The 15,453-nt window shown below is 49.6% G+C and carries 13 protein-coding genes; 6 read left to right on the forward strand and 7 right to left on the reverse strand.

Annotation, left to right across the window (positions count from 1 at the left end; translation table 11 throughout):
• The first annotated feature begins 42 nt into the window (after positions 1-42).
• On the forward strand, positions 43-2,799 hold the full coding sequence (barA, locus tag A31E_RS09175; RefSeq protein ID WP_000186435.1) for a two-component sensor histidine kinase BarA: 2,757 nt from the start codon (positions 43-45) through the stop codon (positions 2,797-2,799).
• A 267-nt stretch (positions 2,800-3,066) separates the two neighbouring features.
• Here the strand turns inward: barA and A31E_RS09170 are convergent, their stop codons facing one another.
• The 4 genes from A31E_RS09170 to syd all read right to left on the reverse strand — a co-directional run bounded on the left by A31E_RS09170 (position 3,067) and on the right by syd (position 5,811).
• Entirely contained in the window at positions 3,067-3,516 is a 450-nt protein-coding gene (locus A31E_RS09170; protein ID WP_000807727.1) for a flavodoxin, read from the reverse strand.
• A gap of 17 nt (positions 3,517-3,533) precedes the next feature.
• Entirely contained in the window at positions 3,534-4,316 is a 783-nt protein-coding gene (truC, locus tag A31E_RS09165) for a tRNA pseudouridine(65) synthase TruC (protein WP_000889990.1), read from the reverse strand.
• Positions 4,316-4,645, reverse strand: coding sequence for a YqcC family protein (locus tag A31E_RS09160; protein ID WP_000206974.1), 330 nt, complete (start codon positions 4,643-4,645; stop codon positions 4,316-4,318). Before A31E_RS09160 ends, truC begins: the two co-directional genes overlap by 1 nt.
• Positions 4,646-5,265: 620 nt before the next feature.
• Complete coding sequence (syd, locus tag A31E_RS09155; RefSeq protein ID WP_016249135.1) at positions 5,266-5,811, reverse strand: SecY-interacting protein; 546 nt, start codon at positions 5,809-5,811, stop codon at positions 5,266-5,268.
• Positions 5,812-5,878: 67 nt separating this feature from the next.
• Between syd and queF the strand changes: the two genes are divergently transcribed.
• From queF to xni, 5 genes are all read left to right on the forward strand, one after another.
• Positions 5,879-6,727 carry an NADPH-dependent 7-cyano-7-deazaguanine reductase QueF gene (gene queF / locus A31E_RS09150; RefSeq protein ID WP_000100401.1) on the forward strand — a complete coding sequence of 283 codons (849 nt, stop codon included), beginning with the start codon at positions 5,879-5,881 and terminating at the stop codon, positions 6,725-6,727.
• A 110-nt stretch (positions 6,728-6,837) separates the two neighbouring features.
• Positions 6,838-8,202 (forward strand): nucleotide 5'-monophosphate nucleosidase PpnN, encoded by a 1,365-nt coding sequence (ppnN, locus tag A31E_RS09145; protein ID WP_000627991.1) that lies wholly within the window; start codon positions 6,838-6,840, stop codon positions 8,200-8,202.
• A 556-nt stretch (positions 8,203-8,758) separates the two neighbouring features.
• Positions 8,759-10,048 (forward strand): HAAAP family serine/threonine permease SdaC, encoded by a 1,290-nt coding sequence (gene sdaC / locus A31E_RS09140; RefSeq protein WP_000450483.1) that lies wholly within the window; start codon positions 8,759-8,761, stop codon positions 10,046-10,048.
• Between the two features lie 57 nt (positions 10,049-10,105).
• Positions 10,106-11,473 carry an L-serine ammonia-lyase II gene (sdaB, locus tag A31E_RS09135; RefSeq protein ID WP_000626404.1) on the forward strand — a complete coding sequence of 456 codons (1,368 nt, stop codon included), beginning with the start codon at positions 10,106-10,108 and terminating at the stop codon, positions 11,471-11,473.
• Between the two features lie 111 nt (positions 11,474-11,584).
• Positions 11,585-12,340, forward strand: a complete 756-nt coding sequence (gene xni / locus A31E_RS09130) for a flap endonuclease Xni (RefSeq protein WP_024191905.1) — start codon at positions 11,585-11,587, stop codon at positions 12,338-12,340.
• Positions 12,341-12,443: 103 nt separating this feature from the next.
• Here the strand turns inward: xni and fucO are convergent, their stop codons facing one another.
• The 3 genes from fucO to A31E_RS09115 form a co-directional block, all read right to left on the reverse strand.
• Positions 12,444-13,592: a lactaldehyde reductase gene (gene fucO / locus A31E_RS09125; protein ID WP_016249137.1), complete on the reverse strand. Its 1,149-nt coding sequence runs from the start codon at positions 13,590-13,592 to the stop codon at positions 12,444-12,446.
• A 27-nt stretch (positions 13,593-13,619) separates the two neighbouring features.
• On the reverse strand, positions 13,620-14,267 hold the full coding sequence (gene fucA, locus A31E_RS09120) for an L-fuculose-phosphate aldolase (RefSeq protein WP_001516971.1): 648 nt from the start codon (positions 14,265-14,267) through the stop codon (positions 13,620-13,622).
• A gap of 132 nt (positions 14,268-14,399) precedes the next feature.
• Complete coding sequence (locus tag A31E_RS09115; protein WP_001516972.1) at positions 14,400-15,398, reverse strand: LacI family DNA-binding transcriptional regulator; 999 nt, start codon at positions 15,396-15,398, stop codon at positions 14,400-14,402.
• Positions 15,399-15,453: the final 55 nt, after the last annotated feature.

A 15,453-nucleotide genomic window follows, 5' to 3' on the forward strand; every position in this document is an offset into this window, starting at 1 on the left:
CAATTTAACAGTGTGACCTTAATTGTCCCATAACGGAACTCCATGACCAACTACAGCCTGCGCGCACGCATGATGATTCTGATCCTGGCACCGACCGTCCTTATTGGTTTATTGCTTAGCATCTTTTTCGTCGTGCATCGCTATAACGACTTGCAGCGTCAACTGGAAGATGCCGGTGCCAGCATTATTGAGCCGCTTGCGGTTTCAACGGAATATGGCATGAGCCTGCAAAATCGCGAATCTATTGGTCAATTGATCAGCGTTTTGCATCGTCGCCATTCCGATATTGTTCGTGCCATTTCGGTTTATGATGAAAATAACCGACTTTTTGTCACCTCCAATTTTCATCTTGATCCTTCATCAATGCAGCTCGGCAGCAACGTGCCATTTCCGCGCCAACTTACTGTCACACGTGATGGCGATATTATGATCCTGCGCACGCCGATTATTTCTGAGAGTTATTCTCCCGACGAATCACCCAGCAGCGATGCCAAAAATAGTCAAAATATGTTGGGATATATTGCTCTTGAGCTGGATCTTAAATCAGTGCGCTTGCAGCAATATAAAGAGATCTTTATTTCTAGCGTGATGATGCTGTTTTGTATTGGTATCGCGCTTATTTTTGGCTGGCGCTTAATGCGCGATGTAACCGGCCCAATTCGCAACATGGTGAATACCGTCGACCGCATCCGCCGAGGGCAACTCGACAGTCGGGTGGAAGGATTTATGCTCGGAGAGTTGGATATGCTGAAAAATGGCATCAACTCGATGGCAATGTCGCTGGCGGCTTATCACGAAGAGATGCAGCACAATATCGACCAGGCGACGTCCGATCTGCGTGAAACGCTGGAACAGATGGAAATTCAGAACGTTGAACTGGATCTGGCGAAAAAACGCGCCCAGGAAGCGGCGCGTATTAAGTCAGAGTTTCTGGCAAACATGTCGCATGAGCTGCGTACACCGTTGAATGGCGTTATTGGTTTTACCCGCCTGACGTTGAAAACAGAATTAACACCAACGCAGCGCGATCACCTCAATACTATTGAACGCTCGGCAAATAATTTGCTGGCAATTATTAATGATGTTCTCGATTTCTCAAAACTGGAAGCAGGCAAGCTGATTCTGGAAAGTATTCCATTCCCACTACGCAGCACGCTGGATGAAGTGGTAACGCTACTGGCGCATTCTTCTCACGATAAAGGACTGGAATTAACGCTCAATATTAAGAGCGACGTGCCCGATAACGTCATTGGCGACCCGCTGCGTTTACAGCAAATAATCACTAACCTGGTGGGGAATGCGATTAAATTCACCGAGAATGGCAACATCGACATTCTGGTAGAAAAACGTGCGCTGAGTAATACCAAAGTACAGATTGAAGTGCAGATCCGTGATACCGGCATTGGTATTCCTGAACGTGATCAATCGCGTTTGTTCCAGGCCTTCAGACAGGCAGATGCCAGTATTTCACGCCGTCATGGCGGCACCGGGCTGGGGCTGGTGATTACGCAAAAACTGGTCAATGAAATGGGTGGCGATATCTCGTTCCATAGCCAGCCGAATCGTGGTTCAACCTTCTGGTTCCATATTAATCTCGATCTGAACCCGAATATTATTATCGAAGGGCCATCCACTCAGTGCCTCGCGGGTAAACGCCTGGCTTATGTCGAACCGAACTCTGCAGCCGCCCAGTGTACGCTGGATATTTTAAGCGAAACACCGCTGGAAGTGGTTTATAGCCCAACGTTCTCCGCGCTGCCTCCTGCACATTACGACATGATTTTGTTAGGGATTGCGGTAACCTTCCGCGAACCGCTGACGATGCAGCATGAGCGGTTGGCGCAAGCGGTGTCAATGACCGATTTTCTGATGCTGGCACTTCCGTGCCATGCACAGGTCAATGCCGAAAAGCTCAAGCAAGATGGTATCGGCGCGTGTCTGCTGAAACCCCTGACGCCTACACGTTTGTTGCCTGTACTGACGGAATTTTGTCATCAAAAACAAAACACACTTTTGCCTGTTACCGATGAAAGTAAGCTGGCAATGACGGTTATGGCTGTTGATGATAATCCGGCAAACCTGAAACTTATCGGCGCATTGCTGGAAGATATGGTGCAGCATGTTGAGCTGTGCGATAGCGGACATCAGGCGGTTGAACGGGCGAAACAGATGCCGTTCGATTTAATCTTAATGGATATTCAAATGCCGGATATGGACGGCATTCGGGCATGTGAACTCATTCACCAGCTCCCGCATCAGCAGCAAACACCAGTTATCGCGGTAACGGCGCACGCGATGGCCGGGCAAAAAGAGAAACTGCTTGGCGCGGGAATGAGCGATTATCTGGCGAAACCGATTGAAGAAGAGCGGTTGCATAATTTGCTGTTACGTTACAAGCCCGGCAGTGGCATTTCTTCTCGCGTCGTGACGCCAGAAGTGAACGAAATTGTGGTGAATCAGAATGCGACTCTCGACTGGCAACTGGCACTGCGCCAGGCTGCAGGAAAAAACGATCTGGCGCGCGATATGCTGCAAATGTTGCTCGATTTCCTGCCAGAAGTTCGCAACAAAGTTGAAGAACAATTGGTTGGAGAAAACCCGGAAGGCCTGGTTGATTTGATCCATAAACTGCATGGCAGTTGCGGTTATAGCGGCGTACCGCGAATGAAGAATCTCTGCCAACTAATCGAACAACAGCTACGCAACGGTACTAAAGAAGAAGATTTGGAGCCGGAGCTACTGGAACTGTTGGACGAGATGGATAATGTGGCGCGCGAAGCCAGTAAAATTCTCGGTTAATAAACCTCTTGTCGAGTAAAAACCGGCTTCTTTATGAAGCCGGTTTCAGATTGGTGGCAAGTACCTGTGTTTATGCCGAATGCGGCGAGAACGCCTTGCCATGTCTACAACATCATATGAAGTGGTTCACTTGACTCCAGGCAAACGCTAGTAAAAATGCCCCTTAAGAAGGCACATTTACTGGCATTTGCCTGAAAAAATTCGATTCAGCATCGCTGAAACAATATTTTGCCGACCATTAGGTATATCAGCAAAAATAGCGAGGACTCAGGACAACAGCGTGCCCCAATGTTCAACCCACGGGTTTGATTCCGTTTCTGGTTCCGGGGTCTCGCTGGCATCAATCAGCAGCATTTCCCCTACCCGCTGCGCGCTTTGTTCCTGCAACAAAGCATCGAACTGTTTGCCACCATTGCAGAAATTCACATAACTGCTGTCGCCAAGGGCAATCACGCCATAACGCAGGTTCGGCTGGAAACCGAGGTTATCCTTTATTCCCAGAAAGAGCGGCACAATGCTGTCAGGAAGGTCGCCCTGCCCGGTGGTGGAGGTGACTACCAGTACGTACTTGTCCTGATAGGGTAGCCAGTCACTTAACTCTGGATCTTCAAATACCGTTGCTTTGTGTCCTTGCCCGGACAAAATGGCTTCCGCTTCTTCTGCAACTAACAATGCGTTGCCGTACATGGTGCCAACAAAAATACCAATTTCCGCCATACCGTTTTCTCCCTGGATTAGGAACTCATCTCACCATCCTGGCCGGATGCCGCGCTGAACTCAACCCTTTCATTTTCAGGAAGTAGACCGCGCCAACCAAACTGTGATAACGCCTGCATCCAGGTGTCGTCCAGCCCCGCGTAAATAGTGAGCGGCTCGCCAGTAAAAGGATGCGTCAATGACAACTGGCTGGCATGTAGCATTAACCTCTGCAGGCCGAAATGTTCAGCCCCGCTGCGGTTCTGGCGCAAATCGCCGTGTTTGCTGTCCCCAATGATGGGATGACGCAAATGGGCCAGATGGCGGCGTAGTTGGTGTTTACGTCCAGTTTTCGGCTCCAGTTCCACCAGGCCATAGCGCGTGGTCGGGTAACGTCCAGTCGCCACAGGCATTTCCACCGTCGCCAGACCGCGATAATGCGTTACCGCTGGCTGTGGACCTTTATCTTCGCGGGCATATTTATCAGCGATTTTGTCCAGTTCTTCTACCAGCGGATAATCCAGCTCTGCCTCATCCATCAGCCAGCCACGCACAATCGCATGGTAACGTTTCTGGATTTGGTGCTGTTCAAACTGTTGCGCCAACAGTCGCCCTGCCTCACTGGATAACCCCATCAGCAATACGCCAGAAGTCGGGCGATCCAGACGATGCGCGGTAAAAACATGCTGACCAATCTGGTCACGCACAGTTTGCATCACCACAACTTTCTCGTCGCGATCCAGCCAGCTACGGTGGACCAGCCAGCCGGACGGTTTATTTACCGCCACCAACCATTCATCCTGGTAGAGTATTTCCAACATCAGTTAGCATCATCCGCAAAAAGGGCATCCAGCTTTTCCAGCTCCGCCAGAATAAGCGCTCGTTGCGGGTGATCCGTCGCCAGCGCCATTTCATAGTACGGCGCCACAGCAAATGCCCCTGGTAATGGCTGATTGTTATCTAATAAATCGTGCATCCGCGGGATAAGCACCCACTGCAACCACTCCAACGGTTCCATGGTGTCCATAAAAAACGGTTGGGTACTGTTGAATAGATGCGGCTGGGGTTCATCATTGCGCCAGTGCTGATGTTCACGCAGCAGCGCTTCAAGCGCCTGCAACTGGAAACGAACGCGGTCATGAGTAGTCATAAAGCAGCCTCAAGTAAAAAACTGCCGCGAAGAATAGCAGGAATAAAAAAAGGGAGCACTGTATTCACAGTGCTCCCGATTCGTTTCGCAGCATTCCTGCTACTTTTGTTGCTCCCTGCTCATCCTTGACAACTTTTCCTTTAGCCTTACGGCCAATCGTTCATCCTGAACTATTGCTCCCTGCTCACACCACCCCGATGTGATACTTCATCCTGAAGTGTCCCTGGCCTTCCTGACCCACCGAATCATCCTGACCGGTTCTCATTCTCCATCCTGGAGGTGTCCTTTAACGCGTCCTGCGTTATCCTCTTCGCTTCATCCGGAAGCCTTTCCCTGAAACACCATCCTGGCGTGTCCTTCAGAAGTGTCATCATCCTGATGTTCACTTCATTGTCTGACTCCCTGTCGACGAAGATAGAATCGTCTTTTTCACTGCGTCTTACAAGGAGCTTACAGACAATGCCTTAAGGATAATTTCATATGAAAGTCGAAAAAACAACAATAAGCAATTGATTTCAAATCAAAATATCAAATCTCATCTTATTAAGTATTCGCTTATTTCCTGGCGATCTCCTACAGGGTCTGTAAGAGATCTCTCACAACAAGACGGGGTATTTGGATTACAGAAGAGGCTTAAGTTGGTTGAGGAATTCCGCAAGATTTGAGGCTAAATGCGCCCGTTTACGCGTTCCCAGTGTCTCTTTGCATACTTCGCCTGAGAGATTACACACCGAGATTACCTCCAGCTCTTCTTCCAGCGTCGCGATAAATAGCGTAGGCGGCAGTTTTAGACGTTTCTGAGTAACCAAATGGCCAATCAGATTTTCCTGCACTCGACGGAAGTCATTTTCGCTCCAGGTTTGCAGTAATGTCAGTTTGATATCACCAAACTGCGCATGCATATCCCCGGCAAACTGGGTCGTATAGAAGGTATGAATTGTGGGTTGTATCACAATATCAAACGCCCGTTCAACCGCGTTTACATTTTGCTCACCGGTAAACGGTTGAGGTTGCCAGTATACGGCGTCTTCGGTGGTTGAAATAATGCATGGCGAAGGAACGCCATACAGCTCCTCACTTAACGGCCAGCTTTTATACTGTTCATGCCAGGCATCGCAGTAGCGTGCAGTAAAATCCTTCAGGGCTTGTGCGGTCAAATCGTCCACTAATTTCTCTCTTCACTTAAACCAGATACACTTGTTGTTTAGTTTATCTGGTTTATGACGGTGAAACATGTCTTCTTATGCAAACCATCAGGCACTTGCAGGCCTGACTCTCGGAAAATCAACCGATTACAGGGATACCTATGACGCCAGCCTGCTGCAAGGCGTTCCGCGTAGTCTGAATCGCGATCCACTGGGTCTGAAAGCGGATAACCTGCCTTTTCACGGCGCGGATATCTGGACGCTATATGAGCTTTCCTGGCTAAATGCGAAAGGTTTACCGCAGGTCGCTGTGGGTCATGTTGAACTTGATTACACCAGCGTGAATCTCATTGAGTCGAAGAGTTTTAAGCTCTATCTCAATAGCTTTAATCAGACTCGATTTAACAATTGGGAAGAGGTGCGCCAGACGCTGGAGCGCGATTTAAGTACCTGCGCCCAGGGTAAGGTCAGCGTGGCGTTATATCGACTCGATGAACTGGAAGGCCAGCCAATGGGTCATTTCAATGGCACCTGCATTGATGAGCAGGATATCGCTATCGATAACTATGAATTCACCACTGACTACCTTGAGAATGCCGCCAGCGGTGAAAAAGTGGTGGAAGAGACGCTGGTTAGCCATCTGCTGAAATCAAACTGTCTGATCACCCATCAGCCAGACTGGGGTTCCATTCAAATTCAGTACCGTGGACACAAGATTGATCGGGAAAAACTGCTGCGTTATCTGGTTTCTTTCCGTCATCACAACGAGTTCCATGAGCAATGCGTAGAGCGTATTTTTAATGATCTGCTGCGCTTCTGCCAGCCAGAAAAATTAAGCGTTTACGCTCGTTATACCCGTCGTGGCGGTCTGGACATTAACCCCTGGCGTAGCAATAGTGACTTTGTCCCATCGACTACCCGACTGGTACGACAATAAATTTTTTTCAGTTTTGCGTGCTGGATTCAAGCATAGAGTTGTGAAAGGCCATCAGGCAGGGCTATTGTAATCAAAGGGAATGACAATAATTGTCCCATAAGGAGTTTTTCTTGATTACACATATTAGCCCACTTGGCTCCATGGATATGTTGTCGCAGTTGGAGGTGGACATGCTTAAACGCACCGCCAGCAGCGACCTCTATCAACTGTTTCGCAACTGTTCACTTGCCGTTCTGAACTCCGGTAGCCTCACCGATAACAGCAAAGAATTGCTATCCCGTTTTGAAAATTTCGACATTAACGTGTTGCGCCGTGAACGCGGTGTTAAGCTGGAACTGATCAACCCTCCGGAAGAAGCTTTCGTCGATGGGCGCATTATCCGCGCCTTACAGGCCAACTTGTTTGCGGTTCTGCGCGACATTCTCTTCGTCTACGGGCAAATCCATAACACCGTTCGTTTTCCCAATCTGAATCTCGACAACTCTGTCCACATTACTAATCTGGTCTTTTCTATATTGCGCAACGCGCGCGCGCTGCATGTAGGCGAAGCACCGAATATGGTGGTGTGCTGGGGCGGTCACTCCATCAATGAAAACGAATATCTGTATGCACGGCGCGTTGGTAATCAACTGGGGCTTCGCGAGCTGAATATCTGCACCGGCTGCGGTCCAGGAGCGATGGAAGCGCCGATGAAAGGTGCAGCAGTAGGTCACGCACAGCAGCGTTACAAAGACAGTCGTTTTATTGGCATGACAGAACCGTCGATTATCGCCGCTGAACCGCCTAACCCACTGGTCAACGAACTGATCATCATGCCGGATATCGAAAAACGTCTTGAAGCGTTTGTGCGTATCGCTCACGGCATCATTATTTTCCCGGGTGGTGTGGGTACGGCAGAAGAGTTGCTGTACTTGCTGGGAATTTTAATGAATCCGGCCAACAAAGATCAGGTTTTACCGTTGATCCTCACCGGGCCGAAAGAAAGCGCCGACTACTTCCGCGTACTGGACGAATTTGTCGTACATACGCTGGGAGAAAACGCGCGCCGCCATTATCGCATCATTATTGATGACGCTGCCGAAGTAGCACGTCAGATGAAAAAAGCGATGCCGCTGGTGAAAGAAAACCGTCGCGATACCGGCGATGCGTACAGCTTTAACTGGTCAATGCGCATTGCGCCAGATCTGCAAATGCCGTTTGAGCCGTCTCACGAGAACATGGCCAATCTGAAGCTTTACCCGGATCAACCCGTTGAAGTGCTGGCCGCCGATCTGCGTCGAGCATTCTCCGGTATTGTTGCGGGTAACGTGAAAGAAGTCGGTATTCGCGCCATTGAAGAGTTTGGCCCTTACAAAATCAACGGCGATAAAGAGATTATGCGTCGTATGGACGACCTGCTTCAGGGGTTTGTCGCCCAGCATCGTATGAAGTTGCCTGGCTCTGCCTATATCCCTTGCTACGAAATCTGCACTTAATCTCCCTTCTCCCGGTAACGATCGTTGCCGGGTTTTGTTCTCCCAGGTCACTCACTAAGCAATCTATTTCATTTTCCATCTGAATATTTCAGCACGTCATCATGCAATTAATATCACCAACATCAATATGTCATACAATTTATATTGTAACGCAAACGTTTACCTGCTTTTATAAACCGCATTTTATCGCTGATAAAAATAAAATCTCATCATGATTAACTAAAAGTATTGATTTTTTCAGTTCAACCTACATATATTGCGCGCCCCGGAAGAAAACAGATGTCGTTTAGTGGGCAAATATCGCCCTTAAATTCTCTTTTACTTTTGATTTACAGAGTAAAGCGTTGGGATTATCTATCTTCCAAGTAGATTATTGTATTTGAGATCAAGATCACTGATAGAGACATAAGTTGTGTGTATCTTTCCGCCCTCAAATTATTACGGCGGAAAATGATTGAGCCATCGCCGATAGACAGATTTCATTTTTACGGCCAGGCACCTTCCCGGGCTGAACTGGCTAAAAGCTGAATTATTTGCATTCCTCCAGGAGAAATAGATGGAAACAACTCAAACCAGCACGATTGCGTCGAAAGACTCTCGCAGTGCCTGGCGCAAGACAGACACCATGTGGATGCTGGGCCTTTATGGTACAGCAATCGGCGCGGGTGTACTGTTCCTGCCAATCAACGCCGGTGTTGGCGGTATGATCCCGCTGATCATCATGGCCATCCTTGCGTTTCCGATGACGTTTTTTGCTCACCGCGGCCTGACTCGCTTCGTACTGTCTGGTAAAAATCCGGGCGAAGACATCACCGAGGTAGTAGAAGAACACTTTGGTGTTGGCGCAGGTAAACTGATTACCCTGCTGTACTTCTTTGCTATTTACCCGATCCTGCTGGTGTACAGCGTGGCAATCACTAACACGGTAGAAAGCTTCATGGCCCACCAACTGGGCATGACACCGCCGCCGCGTGCGATTCTGTCCCTGATCCTGATCGTGGGTATGATGACCATCGTTCGCTTCGGTGAGCAGATGATCGTTAAAGCAATGAGCATCCTGGTATTCCCGTTCGTTGCAGTTCTGATGCTGCTGGCTCTGTACCTGATCCCACAGTGGAACGGCGCGGCGCTGGAAACTCTGTCTCTGGATACTGCAGCTTCTACCGGTAACGGTCTGTGGATGACTCTGTGGCTGGCGATTCCGGTCATGGTGTTCTCGTTCAACCACTCTCCGATCATCTCTTCTTTCGCCGTTGCGAAGCGTGAAGAGTACGGCGATATGGCAGAACAGAAATGCTCTAAGATCCTGGCATTCGCACACATCATGATGGTGCTGACCGTTATGTTCTTCGTCTTTAGCTGCGTACTGAGCCTGTCTCCGGCAGACCTGGCTGCGGCAAAAGAACAGAACATCTCGATTCTGTCTTACCTGGCTAACCACTTTAATGCGCCGATTATCGCGTGGATGGCACCGATTATCGCGATGATTGCCATCACCAAATCCTTCCTCGGCCACTACCTGGGCGCGCGTGAAGGCTTCAACGGTATGGTGATTAAATCACTGCGTGGTAAAGGTAAGTCTATTGAAATCAACAAGCTGAACCGTATCACTGCACTGTTCATGCTGGTAACAACCTGGATTGTTGCCACCCTGAACCCGAGCATCCTGGGTATGATTGAAACCCTGGGCGGCCCAATCATCGCGATGATCCTGTTCCTGATGCCGATGTACGCAATCCAGAAAGTACCGGCAATGCGTAAGTACAGCGGTCACATCAGCAACGTATTCGTTGTCGTGATGGGTCTGATTGCTATCTCCGCAATCTTCTACTCTCTGTTCAGCTAAGTCCTTTCGCGCCGCTTTCGGGCGGCGCTTCCTCCGTTTTAACGCGATGTATTTCCTATGATTAGCGTATTCGATATTTTCAAAATCGGCATTGGCCCTTCCAGCTCTCATACCGTTGGACCGATGAAAGCGGGTAAACAATTTACCGACGATCTGATTGCCCGTAATCTGCTGAAAGACGTAACCCGCGTGGTGGTTGACGTCTACGGCTCACTCTCTCTGACCGGTAAAGGCCACCACACGGATATCGCCATTATTATGGGTCTGGCGGGTAATCTGCCAGATACCGTGGATATCGACTCTATCCCTGGTTTTATTCAGGATGTGAATACTCACGGTCGTCTGATGCTGGCAAACGGTCAGCACGAAGTGGAGTTCCCGGTTGATCAGTGCATGAACTTCCATGCTGACAACCTTTCTCTGCATGAGAATGGTATGCGCATCACCGCTCTGGCAGGCGACAAAGTTGTTTACAGTCAGACTTACTACTCCATCGGCGGTGGCTTTATCGTTGATGAAGAACATTTTGGTCAGCAGGATAGCGCACCGGTTGAAGTTCCCTATCCTTACAGTTCAGCAGCCGACCTGCAAAAACATTGCCAGGAAACTGGTCTGTCACTCTCTGGCCTGATGATGAAAAACGAGCTGGCGCTGCACAGCAAAGAAGAGCTGGAACAGCATCTGGCGAACGTCTGGGAAGTGATGCGCGGCGGTATTGAGCGCGGTATTTCCACCGAAGGCGTGTTGCCAGGCAAACTGCGCGTTCCACGTCGTGCGGCGGCGCTGCGTCGAATGCTGGTTAGCCAGGATAAGACCACAACTGACCCAATGGCGGTTGTCGACTGGATCAACATGTTCGCACTGGCGGTAAACGAAGAAAACGCAGCAGGTGGTCGAGTGGTTACTGCGCCGACTAACGGCGCGTGCGGAATTATCCCGGCGGTGCTGGCATACTACGACAAGTTTATCCGCGAAGTGAACGCTAACTCACTGGCTCGTTATCTGCTGGTTGCCAGCGCGATTGGTTCTCTTTATAAGATGAACGCCTCGATTTCTGGTGCCGAAGTGGGTTGCCAGGGTGAAGTTGGTGTGGCGTGCTCTATGGCTGCGGCTGGCCTGGCTGAACTGTTAGGCGCAAGCCCGGCGCAGGTGTGCATCGCGGCGGAAATCGCTATGGAGCATAACCTCGGCCTGACTTGTGATCCGGTCGCCGGACAGGTACAGGTGCCGTGCATCGAGCGTAACGCTATTGCAGCAGTGAAAGCAGTGAACGCTGCACGTATGGCACTGCGCCGTACCAGCGAGCCACGCGTATGCCTCGATAAAGTTATCGAAACCATGTACGAAACAGGTAAAGACATGAATGCCAAGTACCGCGAAACATCTCGCGGCGGCCTGGCGATGAAAATCGTTGCCTGCGATTAATCTCTCTCCAGAGGCCTCGTTTTGCGAGGCCTCTTCCTGTTTTCTCATCCAGCCGTAGCCTGTTCCAGTATCGAATGTTACCCTTATCGCCTGATCTTTAAGGGGGTTATCGTGGCTGTTCATTTGCTTATCGTCGATGCACTGAATCTTATCCGTCGCATTCATGCCGTTCAGGGTTCGCCCTGCGTGGAGACCTGCCAGCACGCTCTCGATCAACTTATTATGCACAGCCAGCCAACCCACGCGGTCGCCGTTTTTGATGATGAAAACCGCAGTAGCGGCTGGCGTCATCAACGTTTACCGGATTACAAAGCGGGTCGCCCACCAATGCCGGAAGAGTTGCACAACGAAATGCCTGCATTACGCGCCGCCTTTGAGCAACGCGGCGTCCCGTGCTGGTCAGCCAGCGGCAACGAAGCCGATGACTTAGCCGCTACGCTGGCGGTCAAAGTGACGCAGGCCGGGCATCAGGCAACCATTGTTTCGACAGATAAAGGCTACTGCCAGCTACTTTCGCCAACGTTGCGCATTCGCGATTACTTCCAGAAACGCTGGCTGGATGCGCCGTTTATCGATAAAGAATTTGGCGTTCAACCGCAACAGTTGCCCGATTACTGGGGGCTGGCGGGGATCAGCAGTTCAAAGGTGCCGGGTGTTGCAGGGATTGGCCCGAAAAGCGCCACGCAGTTGCTGGTCGAGTTTCAGAGTCTGGAAGGAATTTATGAGAATCTCGACACGGTTGCCGAAAAGTGGCGCAAAAAATTAGAAGTACATAAAGAGATGGCGTTTCTGTGCCGCGATATTGCCCGCTTACAAACTGATTTGCATATCGACGGCAATTTACAGCAATTACGGTTGGTACGGTAAAGAGATACCGGATGCTACCGATTAACACCCCATTGAATTTCATGACCGTGTAGGCCGGATAAGACGCGCCAGCGTCGCATCCGGCATTATCACATCAGCGCAATTACCAGGCGGTATGGTAAAGCTCTACAATATCCTCACGCGTTGCTTCACGCGGGTTGCCACCGGTACAAACATCGTCCAGAGCCGCCTGCGCCAGTGCCGGAATGTCTTCCTTGCGTACACCAACATCACGCAAATGTGGCGGAATACCTACATCACGATTGAGAGCAAACACCGCGTCAACAGCAGCATTACGCGCCTCTTCCAGGCTCATGCCTTCCACTTTCACGCCCATTACGCGCGCAATATCGCGGTACTTCTCGCCGGTAAATTCGGCGTTATAGCGCATAACATGCGGTAACAGAATGGCGTTCGCAACACCGTGCGGGGTGTTATAAAACGCGCCCAGCGGGTGCGCCATACCATGCACCAGCCCCAACCCAACGTTCGAGAAGCCCATGCCCGCGACATACTGTCCGAGCGCCATCTGTTCTCCGGCATCCTTATCACCGGCAACCGATCCCCGCAGCGCCCCGGCAATAATTTCAATGGCTTTAATATGCAACGCATCGGTCAGCGCCCACGCACCACGCGTAATATACCCCTCGATGGCATGAGTCAGCGCATCGACACCGGTCGCGGCTTTCAGCGCCGGTGGCATACCATCCATCATGTCAGCATCAATAAACGCCACCTGCGGGATATCATGCGGATCAACGCAAACAAACTTGCGCCGTTTTTCTTCGTCAGTGATTACATAGTTAATGGTCACTTCCGCCGCAGTGCCCGCCGTGGTGGGGATCGCCAGAATCGGTACGCTGGGTTTATTGGTCGGTGAAAGCCCTTCCAGACTACGCACATCGGCAAACTCCGGGTTGTTGCTGATAATGCCAATCGCTTTACAGGTATCCTGCGGAGAACCACCACCAATAGCGATCAGGTAATCCGCACCGCTGTTCTGGAATACACCCAGCCCTTCTTTGACTACGGTGATTGTCGGATTCGGCACTACGCCGTCGTAAATCGCCCATGCCAGCCCGGCGGCATCCATCTTATCGGTCACTTTCGCCACCACGCCGCACTGCACCAGCGTTTTATCAGTCACGATCAGCGCCTTCTGATAACCACGGCGTTTCACCTCATCGGTTAAAGCGCCAATTGCGCCCCGCCCAAACCATGCCGTCTCGTTCAGAATCATTCTGTTAGCCATCATCCTTCTCCTTGTTGCTTTACGAAATTACTCTTCAATCCGTAATCCATAGGTTTTGAATTTCTCCAGCACCACGGCAATCTCTTCATCGCTCAGTACTGGAACCGGGTCAGTAATCGCCAGGGTCGCCAGATAAAGCTGCGCCAGCACTTCAACTTCATGCGCCAGCCATAACGCTTTTTCCAGATTAGCCTCACAAGCGATAAGCCCATGATGTTGTAGCAGAATTGCTTTACGATTTTTGAGAGCCAGCGCAACATGTTCGGAAAGTTCGCGTGTCCCAAAGGTCGCATAAGGTGCGCAAGGAATGGAATTTCCGCCAGCCGCCGCGATCATGTAGTGAATGGCGGGGATCGGCCGGTTAAGAATGGAAACTGCCGTACAATGAACGGCATGGTTGTGAACAACCGCGTTGGCATCCGGTCTGCTTTGGTAGGCCGCCATATGGAAACGCCATTCGCTGGAAGGGATTTTATCTTCTTCGTATTTTCCGTTGCCATCAACATAGACAATCATATTTTCCGTCATTCTTTCATAAGGAATACCGCTGGGAGTAATCAACATGCCATTTTCAAAACGCGTGCTGACATTCCCCGCTGTCCCCTGATTTAACCCAAGACGCGTCATTTCCAGACAGGTTTCAATTATTTCACGGGATAAACGTGTTCTTTCCATCTCTATTCTCCAGATACAGGTTCAGCTCGCCTTGTTGCGTAAAACAGCACCGCAAATAAAGACGGGGTTATTTTTAGTAAGGAAAGGCTATTGAATATTATTGCCCAATAGCCTGCTTATTTTCTGCGATTATTATTTTTTTCTTATGCGCTTAATTAATTTCATTTCTACTTTGACCGTTTTTTTTACGGGCCTTTCTTCAATAGCGCTTAACATCATTTCAAACGCTTTTTCTGCCCAGGCATTTTCATCCTGCTGCATTGACCAGACGTTATTGGCGAGAAATCCCAGCATGGGATGTTCATCGAAAGTGCCGATATTGATTTCTGGCGGTACAGCGCCAAAACGATCGCGAATCGCGCGAACAGCGCCTTCAAGCACAGGTAAAGACGAGGCGATAAATGCCTGTGGACATCCCTGATCTTCAATGAGTTTGTCCATAATGACATAGCCGCCTTCAGGGGTATTTACCGGGCCTTCCCTCACCCAATTACGATGGGTAATACCCTTTTTCGCCAACGCATTCAAATAGCCAGTCAGACGATCGCTGATACTCGGCAACCCGGCATCTCCCAGCAAAAACCATACTGGTGCCTGCCCTGCCTCGAGAATATTTTGTGTCAGTTTTTCACCGCCAGAAATATTATTACTTTCTACCAATGCGTTATCGGTATATTTAAAATCACGATCGAGTAACACCATTGGTTTACGAATTTTGCGTAAATGATGCTGTTGATTTTCCAGTGTCGAAGGGACAATAAAAAGACCATCTACATTTCGTGCGATAAATGCTTTAGTCAATTTATTTTCATAATCAACGTCATCATAAGTACAACTGATTGTAAGTTGATATCCGGAACGTCGACAGCGTTGTTCGAGTTTTTCTGCCAGCGTTGCAAAAAAGACGTTGGATATGTTGGGAACAATCAATCCCAATGTATCTGTTTTGTTAAGTTTAAGACTGCGGGCGGAATGATTAATGATATAACCATAGCGTTCTACATATTCATTGATACGCGTTTGGGTTTTGACGCTGATCCGATATTGTTCCGCTTTTCCATTTAGCACCAGTCGCACGGTCGTAACCGATAAATTCAGGTCGCTGGCTATCTGCTCTACTGTTTTAGCCATAGGTCTTTCCCAGTTAACATCCAGACGTCAAATCACAATCATAAAAGTATTTTTA

This window comes from Escherichia sp. KTE159 (assembly GCF_000408805.1).
Taxonomy (GTDB): domain Bacteria; phylum Pseudomonadota; class Gammaproteobacteria; order Enterobacterales; family Enterobacteriaceae; genus Escherichia; species Escherichia marmotae.